Below are 20,384 nucleotides of genomic sequence, written 5' to 3' on the forward strand. Positions count from 1 at the left end.
ATTGATCAGATCGCGAAACACTATGAAAGTTCCCACATATTATTTTTATCAGCCTGATTTTTATAAATTATTTATGGGGATGGCTCAGGGTCTGGGTCGTCCGTAGGGTCTGGGTCAGGATTTGGGTCTTGGTTTGGTTCTTTGCATTCAGCGACTTCTTGAGATGCGTATTGAATAGGCATGAAATAAGAGCCTGTTTCGTCAGTTTCGATATGGCATTGCGTGCCGTCAGGATTGTTAAAACAATGTGTTTTATAGCCATTTGTTACGCCAGCAACAAAAATATCATCAGCCGATGGTTCAGGGCATTTTGAGTTGGGGTCGCCAACGCTTGATGGTTTATAGCACCATGTTGCTTGGCCGACAATTTCATTATCTTTTTTAATTGGCCCCTCAGTATATGCAGGGTCTGACTCGGGTGGGCAAGAAAGCACGTCCTTATTAATGGGGTTATTCATCTTTACTTCATATTCAAACGTTTTGGTCTTGAAATACAAAACAGAAGTACTCGGCGCGCTAATATGTCGAGAGCGCTTTGTAATCGTACAGCGATATGTACCAGCGCCATCGTCACCCCATGAGCTCATAGAACGACACACAACATTGGTTGTATCTGTATCAAATATGTAATCAGAGCCATGAGGCTCAGGGTAATTCGACACTGTAAAAGATTCGAGCGTACTTAAACATTCCACAGGACGACCTTGAAACGATAAACGTGATAATTCTTCGTTATGTGATAACGCTTCGTATGTGCAGTAATATGTTGATACGTTTTTAGGTTGACCGACTATTAGCTCTGAATGTGTCAATTTAAGGTGTTCGACAGCATAGTTATTGTTATTAGCAAATGATGTAAAACTGATTAATGATAAAAGTATGGTTATAAAGCGCATAAATCACCGATAAAAAAGGCGGTACATGACCGCCATTTCATTAACTAGAGTGAACCCCACTCACAAACCCTTGGGTAAAAACCCATACACAGAAACAAGCAAGGCCAATACTAGTAACCATTAGTTTTTAAGTTTGCTGATGATTAAACCAACACCAAAACCAACGGCGCACATGCCTAAAATACCAAGAATCACAGCCGTATAGTTTGCTGTACCATCAGTTACAGCAGTACCGATTGTTGTTGTGTGGTCAGTTGCAAATGCAGCTGATGAAGCAAGCAAGCCAGTTGTTGCTAAAGCTGCTTTTTTAGATACAGAAGCAGCGAGTTGTTTAAGTGCTAAAATGTTTGATTTCATAATGAAATTCCTTGTAAAGATTGAGTATTAAATGTTTAAACTTTGCCCATAGCACGAGCAACACGCCCGATACTATGACCAACAATGAAAGCAACAAAACACCATGCATTAATCATTGAGAATGTCGCTAAATCAAAAGCGAATAGCTCAGTAAGCAAATTCGCTAATCCTTGCATACCTAAATTTAGGTATTCGTCTTGCGTAACGATTACAAAATCACAAGCTGTGGTGCTGGCCTGTAGAGTACCGTCTTGTAGTACCGTTACGCATTGCATAATTAGTCCTTAGCTAGCGCAATATCAGTTACGATGTTACGTGCTGGGTTTTCTGGGTCTGGCGATAGTGTTAGGTCAACTTCGCACACACCATGTTGAACGCTAAGCTTTTGAACCTTATTGAATAGGTCGGTGCTGTGTTGCATGTTTACTGACTTCTTATCAAAGCCGCATTTATCGATGTTATGGTCACCAGCGTGATAACTGCTTGCTGGTACAATGTAATCAATAGATGCAATTGAATATGGTTTTGGTGCACCAGATTTAGTGCTGATACCACTACCTAAAGTGGCGCCTAATAAAACAACTTTTAATGACATGGGATGTTCTCCGGTTGGTTAAAATTCGGTGGCATAACGAACGTTTGCCTTATCTTGGTTGGCATGTCATCAACAGCCAATCCTTTCGTTAATTGTTTAACGATTTCGCTATCTGATAGCTGTAACGCTTGTTTCATGTAGTTCACGCACTTTCCGTAAGCGAGTTTGTGATACTTAAATAAACGTTGCTCTGTTGCTTCTAGTTGGATGCGAATATCGACAAGTCTTGAATCCATTTTTTTACGTTTAGTTGTTTCGATAACTAAGCGCTTTTCAGATACAAAGGCGAGGGCGGGATAGGCCGCAGCAAATACTGCATCTGTGTTAATCAGTGCATCAAGTGGAATAGTGCGGTCAGTTGCGCGCAGTTCTAACTCAGCACGTACCCAGTTAGGATTGGTTTCGCATTCCATTTGACGGCCTTTTTCATAGGCTCGTAGCATTTTTCCGTTTGAACGAGAGCCGATATAACATGTTGTTCCTGCGTTTGATACGAGGTCGTATTTTTTATTCCAACCATGCTTTTTCTTGAAATCGGCTTGTTCTTCTTTACTAAGTTTTTTACCTGTACCGCCTTCAATTTTTCCCCAATTAGGTAGTTGGTTTGTTAAGCTAAATCCGCCTTCTTGGTACAGCCTGAAATAATCATCAATGGAAATTTCGCCCTCATAATCATCGTAAGCAATGTCTAATCGAGTAATTTTTGCGTGAGGCATTTTTGAAAGCATTTTATGTAATAGCGTTAGGTCTAAGCCTTTACAGCCAGTACCCGAAAAAGAAACCAAACAGCCAGCGTTATTTGCGCCCCATGCTACAATGCCGCTATTTACCCCGTGACGGTAAAGAGTTGCTGAATGGTCATAAGAAAACATACCGCTTTGGTTATGGCGGATAGTCCACGGTTGTTCATCAGGGTTCATACGGTCGGCTTTGGTAGCAACAACAGTATTTAATAGGGTTAAGAAGTGCTGTAGTTCACCTTCAATAAGATTCTCTAAGACCTTGAACTTTTGTGTTTTTTTAACAATTACTTTGCAAAGTGCCATCTTTTCGTCATGAGGCATGTTGTTTGGGTAACGTTTATTGTTATCAAATAAATCGTTGTAAGCTTTTTCGGATTCATCAGTATAGAAACGGTCAGTAGTGCGCTTTGTTTCGGTAACAAGATCAAAGTCGTCTGTGCCGTTTTCGTCGAATACCTCAGCACAAATAAGCGCGTTGTAAGCTTCGCGATAGTGTTTATATTCACCCGTTGAAACGTGCCATTTAGCCATTGTTTTAAGGCGTTGGATTTCATCTGGTTTAAAGGTAACTGAAAGGTAATCAACCTTAGTCACATTTTGGTATTGTGGTTTAGGCGCTAGTTTCATTAGTCAAACGCCCCCGACATTAACAAATCTTCGCGATTGTTTTCGTCAACTTCTACTAGCTCAAATTCCACACCTTGTTGGTAATCAATTATCCAAGCCAACATTTCAGCTTTTGAATAAAAAGATAAATACGTGTCTAGGCCGCTAAACATAAGGCCGTATTCGTCTTGGTTTGGGATTTCTTGCCAGTAGAACTTCATGACTTAGCCTTGAATATTCATGAATTCATTCATAAGAGCTAAGGTCATCTGGCAATCACCTAGTGCGCGGTGAGCAGTGAAATTAGTTGTATCAATATTTTGTTGAGCACAGGCGTTTACTAGTTTTTGCCAACGATATGAATGAGTTGGATATAACTCTTTAAGCTCACCAAAGTTAGGCTTTAATTCACCATAAAACTCAGCATAAGTTTGCATGATGCAGCGAATATCAAACGCTGTATTCCAGACGTGTTTCTGAAAATCTAAATGAACATTAAATGATTGATTAAGCAAGCGAACATCATAACCCGAGTTATAAATACAGAGTGTTTTGCCTGATAGTGCCTCTTGGATTTGAAGACCTACATCAATAATTGTTGGTGCATCAGCAACCATTTGATTTGTTATGCCATGAATATCGATAGCATCTTGAGGGATTTCGATTTCTGGATTGATAAGGGTATCTAGGAGTGTATTACCAGAACCATCAATAATTGAGATTTCACATACACGGGCGTATTCGTCTAAGCCTGTGGTTTCAGTGTCGAGTACAACAATATCAGAACGATATAAATCAAATTCTTTAGGTGTAGCTGCTAAATTCATAATTATTTCCTTATCAAATCCGTCTTGAAATGACCGCATGTCAATTTTGATATTTAGCGTAATGTCAATTTTGACATGTGTCAATATGTCAAATGTGATATTTTCCAAAATGTCATTTTTGAGATTTTGTATTTATAATAGATTTATAAAGGAGGTACTTATGGCTTTTAGTAGCGAACTTATTGATAAGTATAAAAAATTTAAAGACTACACTCAGGATAAACAAGTACTGTCTGATGTTGAAAGCTTACATCAGGGTAACTTGTCTAAAATTAGAAAAGGTGAAAGACACCTAACAGCCAACCAAGTGATATACATTGCCGAAGCGATGGAAATGGATGTTAAAGAGGCTTTATTGCAATTAGCATTAGAAAAATCGAAATCAAAAGAAGAATCGGCAGTATGGACAGATGTTATAAAAAAGATTAGTGCTGCTTGTGTGATTGTGGGTCTATGTTTAGGGCTTGCAGCAGAACCAGAAAGTCAGGAGACTTTCGCCTAACCTTTATAGCCCATAATGTATATTATGTTAAATAAAGTTATTTGATACTGTTTTCTTATTTGTTGGTGCCACTTCTTTGTTATATGCTGTTATGAATTATTAGTTTATTTAAAACATTAGCATAATGAACACAACACTCGACCAGATAATACAACAACTAAATTCGGTCATCTTAGGTAAACAACATCAAATTAAACTCTCAATATGTTGTTTGCTTGCAAAGGGTCACTTATTAATTGAAGACTTACCTGGTATGGGTAAAACCTCTTTGGCGCATGCGTTATCCAATGTTCTTGGTCTCAATTATCAGCGCGTGCAGTTTACTAGCGATCTTTTACCCTCAGACATAACTGGCAGCACAATCTTTGATCCAAACAAGCAAACTTTTCATTTCCATGTAGGCCCTCTATTTAATCAAGTTGTGTTGGCAGATGAAATAAACCGCGCAGGCCCTAAAACCCAAAGTGCCTTGCTTGAAGCAATGGAAGAACAACAAGTGAGTATCGATGGTAAAAGTCACACACTTCCATCTCCTTTTTTTGTTATTGCAACACAAAACCCAATGCATCAAGCCGGCACCTTTCCATTGCCAGAGTCTCAGTTAGACCGATTTTTAATGCGTATCGGTTTAGGTTATCCAGATAAAGCTTCCGAAAAATCAATTCTTCTTGGTGAAATAGATAATGCGGCAAAGGATATTAATGCATTACTCACGCCAGAGCTGTTAGTTGAAATGCAGCAAATCGTTAGCGAGGTTATGCTTTCTTCAGTTGTCGCTGATTATATTTTAGATTTAGTAAATGAAACACGCGATAGCCCTGATTACCCAATGGCATTATCGCCACGAGCATCCATCGCGATTGCAAACGCAGCTAAAGCGTGGGCGTTTATACACCAACGTGATTATGTCACCCCAGATGATGTACAAGCTATATTTCCGTCGGTTGCGGAACATCGTCTTGGATTAACCAGTAATACCTCAAATAGTTTGTCACACGACTTATTAAATAAAGTTAAAATTAACCCTTAATTTATGTCCGATACTAAAATAAGTCTTATGCAGTCAATAAAATCGCATGTAAATGTTTGGTTTAACAATCAATTAAAAAAGCGTAAGCACAGCGAAACATCCATTACTCTTACTCATAAGAATATTTATATTTTACCGAGTAAGTTTGGCATGGCGTATTTGATATCGAATATTTTGGTCTATGTGTTAGGTATTAATTACCAAAACAACTTGGTAATTATGTTTAGTTACTTAATGTTTTCGTTTCTTTTAGTGAATTTTATCGTTGCTTTTATCAATCTGTATAATCTTAAAGTATCACTTTCTCATACAATCGCGGGTTATCAGCACACTGGGTACTTTGCCTATTTTCAATTGGTCAATAAAGATGGCACCACAAGTTTAGAAGTTAGTGGTGATCATATTCGTAACCAGTTTATTGATAGTATTGAAGAGACTACGCAGAAATTAGAATTACAAATAAATATTGCTAATCGCGGCCTACATAGTTTGCCACGGTTAAAGTTGTTTTCTCGCTATCCTTTTGGTCTTGTAACCACTTGGAGTTACTTCGTTCCCGAGAAAAAAACGTACGTATACCCCACTCCACTGTCGTTTTCATTTCACCAAGTAAGCCAAGCTGAAATTGAATCAGACAACCAATCTCAATCTAACCAAGCAACAGTTAGTGAGAACTATCAAGGTGTTAGGCCTTATATTGATGGCGACAAAGTAAATCGCATATCGTGGAAGCATTATGCTAAACACCAAGTACTCGCAACTAAGGACTTTTCTTCAGGCAGTACCAGTGAATACGAATTCAGCTTGCAAACAGTACCCGGCAACCTTGAGCAAAAACTGCAACATTTAAGTTATTTAGTAACCCATGCGGAAAATGAAAATTTACGATATAGCCTAGTTTTACCTCAAGCTAAAGTAAATTTAGGTTCGGGTAAACCGCATATGACCAAATGTTTGGAAGAATTAAGCAATGTTTAATCATCAAAGCGTTAAAAGCTTATCTGCATTAATCATCGCTCTCGTTAGCGCCTTACTATTTGATGAGCTTGCCGTACTATTTGTTGCTACCGTTGCACTTTTAATTATTTGGGTATTTGCTATTGCGTATACAAAGGCCAGTGCACCAACTGTTATTGTTGGTAATGTACTCGCCTTAGTATGTACGCTTACCTTATTCTTAACAATCGGCATTAGTGAGCTTGTAAATTTATTTATCGCCATGTTATTGCAGGCCAATTGTTTGAAACTGCTGATTGCTGAAAAGCCACGTCAAATCAAATCTATCGTGTTAGTTAACTTTTTCATTTCAAGCTGCGTGTTTTTGTTTTATCACTCGCTGCCGGTTACGCTTTTGGTTTTGTTTCTATTTCTGCTCAACATCACCGCGCTGTATTTACTTACCAACCGCAAAATCATAAAACAAAGTGGCGCACGTGCTTTTAAACTGTTACTGCTAAGTTTGCCAATAACCTGTGTACTTTTCCTGTTTTTACCAAAACTGCCAGCCTTTTGGCGAATGCCGAGTTTATCTACCGCGCAAGTTGGATTATCTGAATCAGTAAACCCTTTTAATATCTCTGATCTCACTAAGTCAGACAAACTCGCATTTCGCGCTGTTGTGCCAGAAAAAATCAGAGCTCCCTTCTATTGGCGTACTATGATACATGAAGAGTTTGATGGTCGTTCATGGAATATCGTTGAATCAGCGGATTTAAAATTACGCAACAGCGCGCTTAAAAAAGGCGGCCGCGAGATTAAAATCTACCATGAACAAACATCATTAAACTGGCTTCCAACTTTGTATGCAGGTTCGTCAAGCACCGGTAATATATTAACTACAGTTGACGGTGGTTTATACCGAGTTAACCCTAACAACCAAAAATTTACCTATGACATAACCGAAATAGACTTTGCTGACGATTTAACGTCTAGTAAACGTCGGTTAAACCTTACATTACCACAAAATATCAATACACAAGCCATTGCGTTAGCTGCTCAATTAAAAGCACAATCAACATCAACCGGGCAATTTATTCAATTGCTGTCACGCTATTACACTCAACAGCAATTTAGCTATACGCTAAAGCCACCAATTTATAATGGTAGCAATTCAATTGATGAGTTTATGTTTGGGGCAAAACAAGGCTTTTGCGGCCATTACGCGAGTAGCAGCGCCTTTATATTTCGTGCAGCGGGTATTCCTGCTCGTGTCGTATCGGGCTACTTAGGAGGAGAAACTTCCAATAGCAATGATTATTTATCGGTTTATCAATACGATGCTCACGCGTGGACAGAAGTTTGGGTACCTTCAAAAGGTTGGGTAAAATTTGATGCGACTGCATTTGTCGAACCTGATCGCCTATACGGTTCACTCTCCCAACTAGATAACACACGCGATGACTTCGAAGAGAATATTGGCATCGGTCTAACAGCGTTAAGTGATATTGCAGTTTTTAACGAACTAAGGCTTTATCTCGAACAATTGGATTATCAATGGACAGCATGGGTGCTGAGTTTTGATAACGAAGCACAAAATAAGTTATTAAAAGATCTTATAAAGGAAACCAGTGCGCTCAAAATAGCAGTGATTGTGATGTCGTTAATTGGATTGTTTTTGTTAAGCTTTTTAGTAATAAAACTATGGCAACGACGTACGCAAATTGACGACCCAGTCGCTGCTTACTTAATTGCATTAGAGCGCTTTGCGAAAGGTAAAAATCTCACGCGTGAAAATGGCGAAACTGTGGCACATTTTTTAACACGATTATGCGAACATTTCCCTGATAATAAAACAGATTTAATGAGCTTCTTAACCCTTTATAGTCGTCACCGTTATGGTGAAAAAACGCTTACAAAGGCACAAACTAAGATGCTTAAACGTAATGTCAATAAAATAAAATATAAGAGACAATTATGAACTCAGTCGTACTCGGCGTTAGTGTAATGCTGATTTTAAGTTTACTGCGTATTAATGTAATTGTAGCGATGACTATCGCGGCAATTACTACAGGATTAACTGCAGGTCTGGGCCTTGAACAAACTCTGCAAGCATTTAATGATGGTTTGCAAGGTGGCGCCAAAACCGCACTAAGTTATGCAATGCTTGGTGGATTCGCAGTTGCTATTGCCAAATCAGGCTTAACCGATATCGTCGCAGACAAATTAATTAACCAGATAAAAGGTGAACAAACTCAATACTCACAACTCTTTATAAAAGCAAGCGTGTTGAGCTTAATCTTACTTGTATCAATCAGTTCACAAAACTTAATTCCTGTGCATATTGCGTTTATTCCAATTTTGATACCGCCTCTGCTTATTATTTTTGATCATTTAAAACTCGATCGCCGCGCTATAGCATGCGTTTTAACGTTTGGTTTGGCAACCGCCTATATGGTGCTGCCTTACGGCTTTGGTGGAATATTTTTGTATGACATTGTGCACACAAACCTTGAAAAAAATGCGCTAGAAATTGACGCTGCTAGTGTGCCTTTTGCGATGATTATTCCAGCTATTGGCATGTTAATTGGGCTGATAATCGCGGTGTTTTTTACTTATCGCAACGAGCGAACTTATCAAGCGTTAAACCAAACCTCCGAAATTAAACTGCCTAAAAACAAAAGCAAAGTGATTGCTGTTGGCTTTATTGCGATAGTGATTTCTCTTTACGCGCAAACCATTACCAACTCAATGATTCTAGGTGGCTTAATCGGCGTACTTATTTTTACTATTTTTGGCGTTGTGAAATGGCAAGAATCGTCTGATATTTTCAGCAAAGGTGCAGCCATGATGGCGATGATCGGGTTTATTATGATCTCAGCCCAAGGCTTTGCCTCTGTTATTCAGCAAACCAATGAAGTATCAACGCTTGTGCAAAGTATTTCGAGTTCAATTGGTGATAGTAAAGCATTTGCCGCAGCACTTATTTTAATAATTGGCCTGTTGATCACTATGGGCATCGGTAGTTCGTTTTCCACTGTGCCAATCGTGGCGACGATTATTGTGCCACTTGCCATAACTCTTGGCTTTTCACCAATGGCTACGGCTGCGTTAGTGGGTACGGCGGGCGCATTAGGTGATGCAGGCTCCCCTGCTTCTGATTCAACCCTAGGTCCGACATCTGGTCTCAATGCCGATAATCAACACGACCATATAAGAGATACGGTTATGCCAACCTTTATTCACTTTAACATCCCGTTATTAATATTCGGCTGGATTGCTGCAATGGTATTGTAAAAAAAGGGCCTTGTTAGGCCCTTTACTTTTTATCAAAACTAAAAATCGGATTAAATACCCAAGCAGGCCCTATGAGTAAAAAGCTCAAGTCATCAAAAAATGATGGCTTTTTACCTTCAACTTTATGCCCCACAAATTGAAATATCCAAGCGACAACAAATACAGTAATGGCAATTTCAATCACATAAGTGGAAATACTACTCGCAACGTAAATACAAAGCCCAGTAAAAACCGACATTACGACACCAAGTTTCATGCTCAGTACAAAATAAAAAAGTAATGCGGCCAGCGTGATAGCACCAAGAATAACCTGCCCAATTAGCCCAGGTATTGCACTAATTAGCGCTACGACAGAGAAATAAATAAGCGGCACTGCGACTTTGTGGATTTTAATGTTGGTGGGGTTTTGATGGCTTTCACCATACAAAGAAAACCATTGTTCAATCGTTTTCATAATTACCTCAGTGTTATTAGAATAATTACGCTAACAACAATAATACACTGAGGTATAAAAAGCTAATTCGCTAGATTTTATTCAAAGCCATTTATCATTTTGTCACATACAACCGGGGTTGGTTTATGCTCCGCATCGACAGCAACAAACGTAAAACTACCTGAAATAGCCTGATGCTTGTCATCTTTATGCATAGTTTCAAGATAAATAACTACCTCTACTTTCAAACTGGTATTACCTACGTGTACCACTTTAGCTACAAGCTCGGCAAAACTGCCTGCTGGAATCGCCTCTTTAAAGTCAACGCGATCTGAAGAAATGGTTACTAAAGGCTTACGACAAAAACGTGTTGCAGCAATAAATGCCACTTCGTCCATCCACGCTAGTGCGTCACCACCAAATAAGGTGTTGTGATGATTTGTACGACCTGGAAATACTGTTTTAGTTACAGAGGTAATTGAGTCTTTAATACGTTGTTCAATAATATCTTGTTTTGTCATGATTACTTTTGTTTACTCGCAAGCTGAACTTGCATTAATAGTGCGGGATCTAGGCGAACTTGACCCCAGTTTAAGCGCCAATCTAAATGCGGACCTGTTACTCGTCCCGTTGCGCCTATTTCAGCGATTTTATCGCCTAATTTGACTTCCTGACCTTCTTTAACGTGCAGTTTATGAAGGTGAATATAGGTTGTGGTTACGCCATAACCATGGTCAAGAATAAGCGTACCACCTGAGTAGTATAAGTCTTTATTGGCAAATACAACTTTACCTGAAACTGGTGCATAAACAGGTGTGCCTGTTTTGTTGGCAATATCTAACCCAAAGTGTGGACGTTTAGGGGTACCATTGAAATAACGCTGACTACCATACACGCCAGAAATACGTCCGGTTGCAGGGCGATAAAGCGGCGATAAAAAATTTTCTCGATGAGAGAAGGTGTTGCGTGCCTCTTTAACTGCTTTTGCTTCTTTTTTAGTGCGAGTAAGCACCGATTTTGGCGGAGAAACATATTTCTTTTCTACACCAGTAATTTTATCAATGTCGTAATCACGCTTGGTTATTACGAGCGGTTGCGTTTTCCAGCTGCCATCAGCAGTTTGCCAAGAAAGTGTGTGTGTTAATGTTTCATCTCGACCAAAACCAAAAACAAAGTGGCCACCAGGGGTAATCGCAAGCGGCTTATCGTTTAGCTTAACCTGCTTAGCGTTTTCTATATGACCCGTTACTAAGCCTCCTTGGGTTAAATGCCCTTTTAGCTCTAGTGCTTGTGCTGAACTTATAATAAAAAGACTTAATGCAAACAGTTTTTTAAGCATATGCAATAGCTCCTTTGCCGACACCTTCATATGCGGCAACGCGATAAGAGTTCTCTGGGTTATCATTTTTTAATGTTTGTACAACATGCTGTGCAATGCACTCAACGGTTGAATCAACCGGTAAAATATCGGTAACCGCTTCACTAATGCTTAGCTCAAAATACCCTTGTGATGCGTTGTAGGCCGAGTGAACACCATTTTCAATTGGCGCTACAAACTTAAGCTCGTCTGCGTTGATACGATCCTCTGCACTTACAAGGTAAATATCTTGCCATTTTTGGCACCAGAGTTTGTTTAGCCTTGGGCTGCGCATGCCATTTTCTTCAATTTCAATGGTACTGCGATGACCGTGAATAATACGTTGGCAATTGCCATCGTGCTTTTTTAAGCCGTGACTATAGTGATAGTAAAACCCATTGGTGTGTTCTGGTCTTAAATTCAGCACGATTTTACTCACGTTATTAGGCAATTGCGGCAATATCGTTTGTTCTAAAAAGCCTTTAACACTGGTTTCATTAATTTTATCTGTATCAATTAAACAAAACGCTTGATGAGGCGAACTGACTGCAAGCTGATGTTCGCCAAAGCTAAAACTCACATTGGTTTGTTCACCGGCTTTCGCAATAACTGCATCGCCTTGTGTTGCAATCGCTAATTTATGATCAATAACATCATCTATAATGCGCTTTACTTGTTTTTTAACCAGCGAAAAATCAAGCACCATTGACTCGTCATTTAAATCGCCATGCATTTCAAGGTCGACAATCCAACTTTCACCCAACGGGCCGCGGTCATTACAAAGGTAAGAAAAATCAATAACGGTTAGGTCTTTTACAAATAAAATCATAGATAAACTGTGCTTTTTAACAATGCTGTAATTATAAAGGGATAACGTGGCTATTAGTAGCAAATTGTTGGAATTCAACTGTTCGGAGTTGTTTGGCGTACAAGTGTAAGCTAAAGTAGCCGGAAAAATTTACGAAGAAAGAAGTTATGGAACAGAAAAACAGTTATAGCAAAGCCGAATTAGAAGCATGTGGTCGCGGTGAAATGTTTGGTGAAGGCAATTGCCGCCTTCCTTCAGATAATATGCTAATGATGGACCGCATCATTAAAATCGCCGATGAGGGCGGTGAATACGGTAAAGGCGAAATCATTGCAGAACTTGATATCGACCCTAGCCTGTGGTTTTTCGACTGTCACTTTAAAGGTGACCCAGTAATGCCTGGTTGTTTAGGTCTAGACGCTATGTGGCAGTTAGTGGGCTTTTTCTTAGGTTGGTCTGGTGGTCCAGGTCTTGGCCGTGCATTAGGTGTTGGCGAAGTTAAATTTACAGGCCAAATCTTACCAACCGCTAAAAAAGTGACGTATCGTTTAAATATGAAACGTGTGATCAAGCGTAAATTATTTATGGGTCTTGCAGATGGCACAGTAGAAGTTGATGGCCGCGTAATTTATGAAGCAAAAGATTTAAAAGTAGGCCTTTTCCAAGATACTAGCGCGTTCTAATTTAAAACGAGCAGATACAAAAACGCCCACTTTATGTGGGCGTCGTCTCCTAAAACTATGATTTAAACATTGTGCGATCTTCCATCGCTTCTCGCCATCCACCGAGCCATTGAGATCTTGGGTCAATATTGTCATACGGACACATTTCTTTGGAACGACCTGCTAGGCCTGCTTTGTAACCTTGAGAATGTGCTCTTTCTAAACGATCTCTTTTTTGTCTCTTCATAGGTAATGTCCTCACCTTCTTATTAAACTAATTGGATGTTGAAGTTGGGCAAAGGCCCTTAACCAATAACTTAAAAAAATTCGTAACGATTCCACGTTACGGTTATGGTGTTTAACATTTCCTTGTTAGCAATTTTTAGCCAACAAATGGAAGTGCTCTACATAGATTTAAGTTGCTCCTTTTTACATTATGAGTAAGTGAACAGGCTACGTAAGCCACATGTCTAGAAAACCATATTTATAAGGTTAGATCAAACATAGAAAACATGTTAGATAGAATAAACATGACAAATGTATGAAGATTTAATTGCATATTTAGGAAATCAATGCAGTTTTGTGTAAATAGGAAAATTATTTTTTAATGATGTTGCAATAAGCGAATAAATATTTTTATTTTTGTTTTTTTCAAAACAATTTTTGAACTTTATTAATTACGTCTATCTATTTGATTTTCAACGAATAGTTTTGGGTTTTTCGGATAGTAAAAGCTAGGGTGTTGATCACAAAGAGAAAACTCTCGAGTGTTTTTATACGGCAACTTCATAAAGCCCGCAACACCATGATCTTTAATACGTACGATGTTTGCCATAATGCGGTTTAGCAGATTTTCGAATAGACCCTTTTTGCTAGGTTCTAACAAGCGATAGTAATAATGCACTTTGATACGTTCAGGCAAGGATTCAATAATAATACAACCTGTATGGTGAATTTGGTTTAAGCCAAATACCGCTTTTAATATTTCATTAGGTAAGGTCAGTTGTTCGTCTGGATCTTTACCATCTTCAAAGTAGCTGTGTGGTCTCACTATTTCGGTATCAGGCATTTCAGAGACAGAATAATGCAAGGTAGGCATTTCATCGAAAATAAGTGCCCCTTCTTGGTCGCGCTCAAGCTGAATGGTTTGCCTTGCATCGAATAAACAACATTTAAATAACCCTTTTTGCTTAATACCTTGAGCAATGCGAATCGTGTTATTTACCGCTTGAGTAAAGGCTGAGCGATATGACTCATCGTGCAATACTAGGTTAGATTCAACATACAAATTATCTTCACGCCATTGATAGCTTAGGCCCCCCACTACTGGGTATTTTGCTAAACGTGAAATAGACGCTAAAAACGCTTTTTCAGTATCGCCCATATCAACTAAAAACTCTTTGTAGTAGCGGTCAAGCTGAGCATCTTCAACTTTTGCGAGTTGTTTTTCATGGTCGGCTTGGCGTAAAAATTGTTTTCGTGAGCTATACACTACGGTATCAGGCTTATCATCAAAGGGATGATGCCAAAACGGAATAAGTGCTTTGTCTTTATGAAGGGGTAAGTCCGGCAGATAGCTTTTTGCTATTTTCGGCATGTTTTTAATAAAATAATCGCCAGATAAATCACGAGTTGTTTTATCTTTACTTAGCATGCCATCGATTATATTGGCAAACTCAATCGGCAAGCCTAAGCTTTTCGCTGGAAGCACAAGATTACCGAACCGACATGATTGCGCAGACGCTAACGCATAAAGCGTCGATGCAACGCCCTGCTCGTCAAAACGCGGCGAGGATTTAGCGCCCGACATCTGCTCATCACCAATAAAATAAACATCACCCATGCGTGCATTTGAATAATTGGCGTCGTGACTCATTAAATCCATCATATTGGTTGCCACTGGATTACCAAAACCGTCTTCTTGGGCAAACACACTTGAGCCCCAATCAACTAATGAAAACTGGTTAGTGTTTTCATCCCACACAATATTAGAAGGTTTAATATCACCATGCACTATAGGTTGCTCAGTAAAGCCTGTTTTATGATTACGAAGGGCCAGCAATATATTGCGAAGCTCAAGACCTAGGTTTACCAAAAAAGGCACTGACACGCGGCCATGCTTTAAGCTCACTTGTTCTAGGTTATCGCCTTTAGCGTAAGCCATCATTAAAATGCCCTGCTTTTTTATGCGCTCAAAGGCATAAAATTCGGGCACCATGGGATTTCTTACCTGAGAAAGCATATAGCCTTCATCTTCTAGGCGATCACGTACACTTTGTGCAAGTGTAATACGTGAAAACTTAAATACGCATTCTTTACCTTGAGTATTGGTGCCAACAAAAACAAAACCAAATGCGCCTGAGCCAATTACTTTAACGTTATGGTAGCCAAGTTTTTCAAGCTGCTTCTCGCAAATTTTCAGCCATTGCTTATGTTTTTTAGCATCAATGTGCGAAAGCAAATAAATAGATTGCTCTTCATTGATATAAAAATTACGAATGGCTTTAGACATGAAAGGAAATAAACTGTGTTTTTATTGATTATAAAGAAAAAAACGAGTGAAAGACCACTCGTTTTTAGATTTAAACGCGCTTTAATGGTTAGAAAGTGATACCACCATCAATTTCCATAACGCGGCCAGTTACAAACTCATTTTCAAAAATAAAGTTTGCTGTATGTGCGATTTCATCTGCTTCACCTAAACGACCAACAGGCTTCATTTTAAGTAAACGCTCTTTCGCTTCAGGTTTCATTGCATCTGTCATGGCAGTGCGAATAACTCCTGGTGCAATCGCAGCCACACGAATACCATAACGGCCTAGTTCGCGTGCCCAAGTAGTAGTCATTGCTACAACGCCCGCTTTTGATGCTGCGTAATTAGTTTGTCCCATATTGCCTGCGCGCGCTACACTCGACATATTAATAATAACGCCTTTATTCCCGTTATTAACCATATGGTTTGCCGCTTCACGGCCACACAGAAATACACCTGTTAGATTAACGTCAATGACCGATTGGAACTGCTCTAGTGACATTTTTTTGGCCACTTTGCCTTCTTTAACTTTTAAAAATAAACCGTCACGTAAAATGCCTGCGTTATTTACTAAGCCATCAATCTGACCAAAATCGCTATTAATTTGGTTAAAGGTGTCTTCAACTTCTTGCTCTTGCGTTACATTACATACGTAAGTGCGAATAACGCCCGTTGTGGTGCCTAATTCAGATTTCGCATTTGCAAGCATCTCTTCTTGCATATCAATAAGGGCAATACTCGCGCCTTTATCTGCAAAATGTTTTGCCATCGCAAGCCCTAAACCTTGCGCACCTCCGGTAATAACAATGGTTTTACCATTTACTTGCATATTATGAATCCTTATTAAACAACTTAAAGATTGAAGAGAAATCGAGATTACCCATCTCTTGGTTTTGCATTAACTGATATAAGCTTTGGGATAAACGGCCAAGTGGTACATTTGATTGACTGCTGTTTGCAGTATCCATAGCAAGGCCAAGATCTTTCGCCATTAAATCAACCATAAAGCCACCTTTATAGTCGTTTGAGCTTGGCACATTTTCAAGCACATTCGGGCAAGGGTTATATAATTCTAACGTCCAGTTACGGCCAGAACTTTGCAGCATAATGTCTGACAAAACTTTAGGATCAAGACCATTATCGATACCCATTTGAAGTGCTTCGCTGGTTCCGGCCATTAAAATAGCAAGTAGCATGTTATTACAGATTTTAGCTACCTGACCTGCACCGTGGTCGCCCGCATGAAAAATGTTTTTGCCCATATCAGTTAGTACGGTTTTAGCATTTTCAAATTCAGTAACACTGCCGCCAACAATAAAGGTTAATGTGCCATTTGTTGCGCCCGCTACGCCACCAGAAACAGGTGCATCTACAAAACTAACGCCACGTTTGGCAAGTTCGCTTGCAACAAATTTAGCCGTATCTGCATCAATGGTGCTGCAATCAATCACTTGTGTATTATTTGTAAGCGCAGCGCCAACACCGTTTTCATCTAAATAAATAGACTTAACGTGCTTGCCAGCAGGTAGCATGGTAATGACAAAGTCTTTCTCTTCCGCGCATGCTAAGGCTGTTGTGGCGCTATTAGCACCTTTTTCAACTAGTTCAGACACTGCTGAATCATTTAAATCAAATACCGTAACTGCATGACCCGCTTTAACAAGGTTTGCAGCCATTGGGCCGCCCATATTACCTAAACCAATAAATCCAATATTTGCCATGATTATTCCTATAAATCCGTTAGTGGATGCCCGTTTGGCCACTCAACATTAAAGAATGACTCAATCACATCGCTATCTACATTGCTGATGGCGTCAAATTGCCATTTAGGCGTATTGTCTTTTTCAATCAGTAATGCGCGCACACCTTCTCTGAATTCACCAAGTTGACCACAACGTACGCTCATACCTAGCTCCATTTGAAAACAGGCTTTGAGTGATAAGCCATTTGCACGATTAAGCTGTTGATATACTAGATGTGCACTCAGTGGGCTACCATGTGAAAGACCTTTTTGCGCACGTGTTAACCATTTATCGTCTGTTTCAAACGATAAAATGGCATCTACCTTATCAACAAGCTGCTCGACTTCTGCCATTGCAGCAAATACTGCGTTGTGCGATTCAACATTGGCTGGCAGGTTAATATCACTTTTCGCATTAAACGCTGTTAATAAATGACTTAATGCTTGATGGTTTTCATCAGCATTGGTTGACCACTTTGTGCTTATGAGTGAATCTATTAGCTCACTTTTAAAGTGATGCTCAATTACCGTATCGCCTAAACCAATATAAAGCGCATCTTGGGCATTCACCGATGCACCGGTTAATCCTAAAAATAAGCCTACTTGCGTTGGCATTTTATTTAGAAAATAGCTGCCTCCGACATCTGGGTATAAACCAATGGTAATTTCAGGCATAGCGATACGCGATGATTCAGTTAACACACGGTGAGATGCACCAGCCATTAAACCAAGCCCGCCACCCATAATAATGCCGTTACCCCACACACAGAGTGGTTTTGCATAATTATGGATAAGGTAATCTAAACGATACTCTTTAGTGAAAAACGTCTCGATGTAATCGCTTGGCTCGCCGGTATGCATTGCATTGAACAAGGTAACTACATCACCACCGGCGCAAAACGCTTTATCGCCCGCACCTTGTAACAGCACCATGCTAACGTCTTCATCACTTTGCCAATCAAGCAGCTGGTTATAAAGTAGCTCAATCATTTCAAGATTAAGCGCATTCAGTGCCTTTTCAACGTTTAAGGTTGCGATACCGATAACAAAGCCGTTATCGGTATTTTTTGTTTCAAACGTAACAACAGCCATTAGCCGTTCACCCAGTTTGCTTTGCGTTTTTCTAAAAAGGCATTTACGCCCTCTTTTTGATCTTGCGTATCAAAAAGATTGATGAAAAGTTCGCGCTCAAGTGGTAAGGCAGAACTCATAGTGCCTGAGCGGCTATGTTGGATCAGTGATTTACACGCAGAAACGGAAGTTGGACTTTGTTCCTCAACTTGTTTTGCAAGCGCCATTGCTTTATCAAATGCTTTACCTTTGCCAACCACTTCTTCAACAAGGCCAATATTATGGGCTTTTTCTGCAGTTAAACGCTCACCACATAAAATCATGCGTTTCGCCCAGCCTTCACCAACAAGCCATGCAAGGTTTTGTGTCCCGCCAGCACAAGGTAATAAACCCACTTTAGCTTCTGGCAATGCCATTTGTGCTTGATCTTCAGCAATGCGTAAGTCACAAGCAAGCGCTACTTCTAAACCGCCCCCCATGGCATAACCATTAATCGCAGCAATTGATACGCCACGGAAATTACTTAATGCCTCAAACGCCTGGCCAAAAATAATCGACATTTCAGCGGCTACGCCTTTATCGCCACTTGCAAATAAGTTTAAGTCTGCACCCGCTGAGAAGAATTTTTCACCTTCACCGGTGATCACAAGCGAATACACATCTTTATTGTTATTAAGGTCTTCAACCATATCACGCAGTTGTGTAAGCGTTTCTTTAGTCCACGTATTTGCCGGTGGATTAGACATAGTAACAACTGCGACATGCCCTTCAATCGATAATTTGATTTGTGCGCTCATTGTGCTCTCCTTACAGAATCTCTTGTGAACCTTCAGCTAAAATACGACGACCAATAATCAGGCGCATAATCTCATTTGTGCCTTCTAAAATTTGGTGTACACGTACATCACGGAAATGGCGCTCTAACGGGTATTCTTTGATATAACCATAGCCACCGTGAAGTTGCAGTGCATCGTCACATACTTTAAAGCCAACATCGGTTGCATAACGTTTTGCCATAGCACAATATGTAGTGCGTTCAGGATCTTTTTCATCCAATTTAAATGCAGCAAGGCGAACCATTTGGCGGGCAGCCACAAGCTCAGTGTTCATGTCAGCAAGTTTAAATTGCAGCGCTTGGAATGCTGCTAATGGTTTGCCAAATTGCTTGCGCTCAAGCATATATTCTTTTGCTGTATTAAGTGCTTGCTGCGCAGTACCAATTGAACAGGTCGCGATATTAATACGGCCGCCATCTAAACCCATCATGGCAAATTTAAAGCCTTCGCCTTCTTGACCAAGTAAGTTTTGTTTTGGGATACGCACACCATCAAACGAAATAAGACGTGTAGGTTGCGCGTTCCAACCCATTTTCTCTTCTGCTTTACCGTATTCAATACCAGCAGCATTTGCATCAACAACAAACGCCGAAATACCTTTTGGTCCGTCTTCACCAGTGCGCGCCATTACCACTAATAAATCAGTTTCACCAGCGCCTGAAATGAACATTTTAGAGCCAGAAATCACATACTCATCACCTTCTAAAACCGCTTTGGTTTTAAGTGATGCTGCATCAGAACCTGAACCAGGTTCTGTTAAACAGTACGATGCTAACAATTGACCCATCACAAGTTCATCACAATACTGCGCTTTAACTTCGTCAGTACCAAAACTTGCAATCATCCAGGTAGCCATATTGTGAATGGTTAACATGGCAGTCGTTGCCGTGCAGCCCATTGCCAACTGCTCGAAGATAATGCTCGAATCAAGACGCGATAAACCAAGACCGCCAGCTTCTTCTGGCGTATATAAACCACAGAATCCTAGTTCCCCCGCTTTTTGGATTACGTCTTTTGGAAAAATATGTTCTTGATCCCACTTGCCCGCATTTGGCAATAATTCACTCATAGCAAACTGTTTAGCGGTTTCTGCAAACGCTTGTTGATCTTCAGTTAGATTAAAATTCATAGTCACCCCTTTGAACGGCAGATAA

General features: G+C 39.8%; 24 protein-coding genes. 6 read left to right on the top strand and 18 right to left on the bottom strand.

From position 1 onward, the window contains the following. Nucleotides 1-71: 71 nt before the first annotated feature. From AN214_RS19385 to AN214_RS19415, 7 genes are all read right to left on the bottom strand, one after another. Nucleotides 72-896, bottom strand: a complete 825-nt coding sequence (locus AN214_RS19385; RefSeq protein WP_054981219.1) for a hypothetical protein — start codon at nt 894-896, stop codon at nt 72-74. Between the two features lie 120 nt (nt 897-1,016). After that, entirely contained in the window at nt 1,017-1,253 is a 237-nt protein-coding gene (locus AN214_RS19390; RefSeq protein WP_054981220.1) for a hypothetical protein, read from the bottom strand. 35 nt (nt 1,254-1,288) lie between these two features. Beyond that, nucleotides 1,289-1,528, bottom strand: coding sequence for a hypothetical protein (locus AN214_RS19395; RefSeq protein ID WP_054981221.1), 240 nt, complete (start codon nt 1,526-1,528; stop codon nt 1,289-1,291). 2 nt (nt 1,529-1,530) lie between these two features. Then, entirely contained in the window at nt 1,531-1,848 is a 318-nt protein-coding gene (locus tag AN214_RS19400) for a hypothetical protein (RefSeq protein WP_054981222.1), read from the bottom strand. Further along, nucleotides 1,839-3,218 (bottom strand): replication initiation factor domain-containing protein, encoded by a 1,380-nt coding sequence (locus tag AN214_RS19405; protein WP_054981223.1) that lies wholly within the window; start codon nt 3,216-3,218, stop codon nt 1,839-1,841. Before AN214_RS19405 ends, AN214_RS19400 begins: the two co-directional genes overlap by 10 nt. After that, a complete protein-coding gene (locus AN214_RS19410) occupies nt 3,218-3,418 on the bottom strand; it encodes a hypothetical protein (protein WP_054981224.1) in 201 nt (66 codons plus the stop codon). The genes AN214_RS19405 and AN214_RS19410 overlap by 1 nt, the downstream gene beginning before the upstream one ends. 3 nt (nt 3,419-3,421) lie before the next feature. After that, complete coding sequence (locus AN214_RS19415; RefSeq protein ID WP_054981225.1) at nt 3,422-4,024, bottom strand: 3'-5' exonuclease; 603 nt, start codon at nt 4,022-4,024, stop codon at nt 3,422-3,424. Nucleotides 4,025-4,184: 160 nt separating this feature from the next. On the opposite strand from AN214_RS19415, the gene AN214_RS19420 reads away from it, so the two are divergent. The 5 genes from AN214_RS19420 (at nt 4,185) to AN214_RS19440 (ending at nt 9,789) form a co-directional block, all read left to right on the top strand. After that, nucleotides 4,185-4,526, top strand: a complete 342-nt coding sequence (locus AN214_RS19420) for a hypothetical protein (RefSeq protein ID WP_054981226.1) — start codon at nt 4,185-4,187, stop codon at nt 4,524-4,526. 124 nt (nt 4,527-4,650) lie between these two features. After that, complete coding sequence (locus AN214_RS19425; RefSeq protein WP_054981227.1) at nt 4,651-5,556, top strand: MoxR family ATPase; 906 nt, start codon at nt 4,651-4,653, stop codon at nt 5,554-5,556. A 27-nt stretch (nt 5,557-5,583) separates the two neighbouring features. Then, entirely contained in the window at nt 5,584-6,534 is a 951-nt protein-coding gene (locus AN214_RS19430; protein ID WP_054981228.1) for a DUF58 domain-containing protein, read from the top strand. Then, on the top strand, nt 6,527-8,473 hold the full coding sequence (locus AN214_RS19435) for a DUF3488 and transglutaminase-like domain-containing protein (protein ID WP_054981229.1): 1,947 nt from the start codon (nt 6,527-6,529) through the stop codon (nt 8,471-8,473). Before AN214_RS19430 ends, AN214_RS19435 begins: the two co-directional genes overlap by 8 nt. Then, nucleotides 8,470-9,789 carry a Na+/H+ antiporter family protein gene (locus tag AN214_RS19440; protein ID WP_054981230.1) on the top strand — a complete coding sequence of 440 codons (1,320 nt, stop codon included), beginning with the start codon at nt 8,470-8,472 and terminating at the stop codon, nt 9,787-9,789. Before AN214_RS19435 ends, AN214_RS19440 begins: the two co-directional genes overlap by 4 nt. A gap of 22 nt (nt 9,790-9,811) precedes the next feature. Here AN214_RS19440 and AN214_RS19445 read toward each other — a convergent pair whose 3' ends face one another. The 4 genes from AN214_RS19445 to AN214_RS19460 all read right to left on the bottom strand — a co-directional run bounded on the left by AN214_RS19445 (nt 9,812) and on the right by AN214_RS19460 (nt 12,408). After that, a complete protein-coding gene (locus AN214_RS19445) occupies nt 9,812-10,243 on the bottom strand; it encodes a DUF962 domain-containing protein (protein WP_054981231.1) in 432 nt (143 codons plus the stop codon). Nucleotides 10,244-10,320: 77 nt separating this feature from the next. After that, a complete protein-coding gene (locus AN214_RS19450; protein ID WP_054981232.1) occupies nt 10,321-10,743 on the bottom strand; it encodes an acyl-CoA thioesterase in 423 nt (140 codons plus the stop codon). A 2-nt stretch (nt 10,744-10,745) separates the two neighbouring features. After that, nucleotides 10,746-11,561: a M23 family metallopeptidase gene (locus AN214_RS19455; protein WP_054981233.1), complete on the bottom strand. Its 816-nt coding sequence runs from the start codon at nt 11,559-11,561 to the stop codon at nt 10,746-10,748. Continuing rightward, nucleotides 11,554-12,408, bottom strand: coding sequence for a 6-carboxytetrahydropterin synthase (locus tag AN214_RS19460; protein ID WP_054981234.1), 855 nt, complete (start codon nt 12,406-12,408; stop codon nt 11,554-11,556). The genes AN214_RS19455 and AN214_RS19460 overlap by 8 nt, the downstream gene beginning before the upstream one ends. 146 nt (nt 12,409-12,554) lie before the next feature. Here AN214_RS19460 and fabA point away from each other — a divergent pair, with 146 nt between their 5' ends. Then, nucleotides 12,555-13,070 (top strand): 3-hydroxyacyl-[acyl-carrier-protein] dehydratase FabA, encoded by a 516-nt coding sequence (gene fabA, locus AN214_RS19465; RefSeq protein WP_010560104.1) that lies wholly within the window; start codon nt 12,555-12,557, stop codon nt 13,068-13,070. Nucleotides 13,071-13,125: 55 nt separating this feature from the next. On the opposite strand, the gene rmf is transcribed toward fabA, so the two are convergent. The 7 genes from rmf to AN214_RS19500 form a co-directional block, all read right to left on the bottom strand. Next, on the bottom strand, nt 13,126-13,296 hold the full coding sequence (rmf, locus tag AN214_RS19470) for a ribosome modulation factor (RefSeq protein ID WP_010560105.1): 171 nt from the start codon (nt 13,294-13,296) through the stop codon (nt 13,126-13,128). 426 nt (nt 13,297-13,722) lie between these two features. Continuing rightward, nucleotides 13,723-15,561, bottom strand: coding sequence for a protein kinase domain-containing protein (locus AN214_RS19475; RefSeq protein WP_054981235.1), 1,839 nt, complete (start codon nt 15,559-15,561; stop codon nt 13,723-13,725). Nucleotides 15,562-15,649: 88 nt separating this feature from the next. After that, on the bottom strand, nt 15,650-16,411 hold the full coding sequence (locus tag AN214_RS19480; protein WP_054981236.1) for an SDR family oxidoreductase: 762 nt from the start codon (nt 16,409-16,411) through the stop codon (nt 15,650-15,652). A gap of 1 nt (nt 16,412) precedes the next feature. Next, nucleotides 16,413-17,309 carry a 3-hydroxyisobutyrate dehydrogenase gene (gene mmsB, locus AN214_RS19485; protein ID WP_200911148.1) on the bottom strand — a complete coding sequence of 299 codons (897 nt, stop codon included), beginning with the start codon at nt 17,307-17,309 and terminating at the stop codon, nt 16,413-16,415. A gap of 2 nt (nt 17,310-17,311) precedes the next feature. Beyond that, complete coding sequence (locus tag AN214_RS19490; RefSeq protein WP_054981238.1) at nt 17,312-18,415, bottom strand: enoyl-CoA hydratase/isomerase family protein; 1,104 nt, start codon at nt 18,413-18,415, stop codon at nt 17,312-17,314. Continuing rightward, nucleotides 18,415-19,191, bottom strand: coding sequence for an enoyl-CoA hydratase (locus tag AN214_RS19495; protein ID WP_054981239.1), 777 nt, complete (start codon nt 19,189-19,191; stop codon nt 18,415-18,417). The genes AN214_RS19490 and AN214_RS19495 overlap by 1 nt, the downstream gene beginning before the upstream one ends. A gap of 10 nt (nt 19,192-19,201) precedes the next feature. Continuing rightward, complete coding sequence (locus AN214_RS19500) at nt 19,202-20,359, bottom strand: acyl-CoA dehydrogenase family protein (RefSeq protein ID WP_010560111.1); 1,158 nt, start codon at nt 20,357-20,359, stop codon at nt 19,202-19,204. Nucleotides 20,360-20,384 lie beyond the last annotated feature (25 nt).

The organism is Pseudoalteromonas sp. P1-9, from assembly GCF_001399975.1.
Classification (GTDB): domain Bacteria; phylum Pseudomonadota; class Gammaproteobacteria; order Enterobacterales; family Alteromonadaceae; genus Pseudoalteromonas.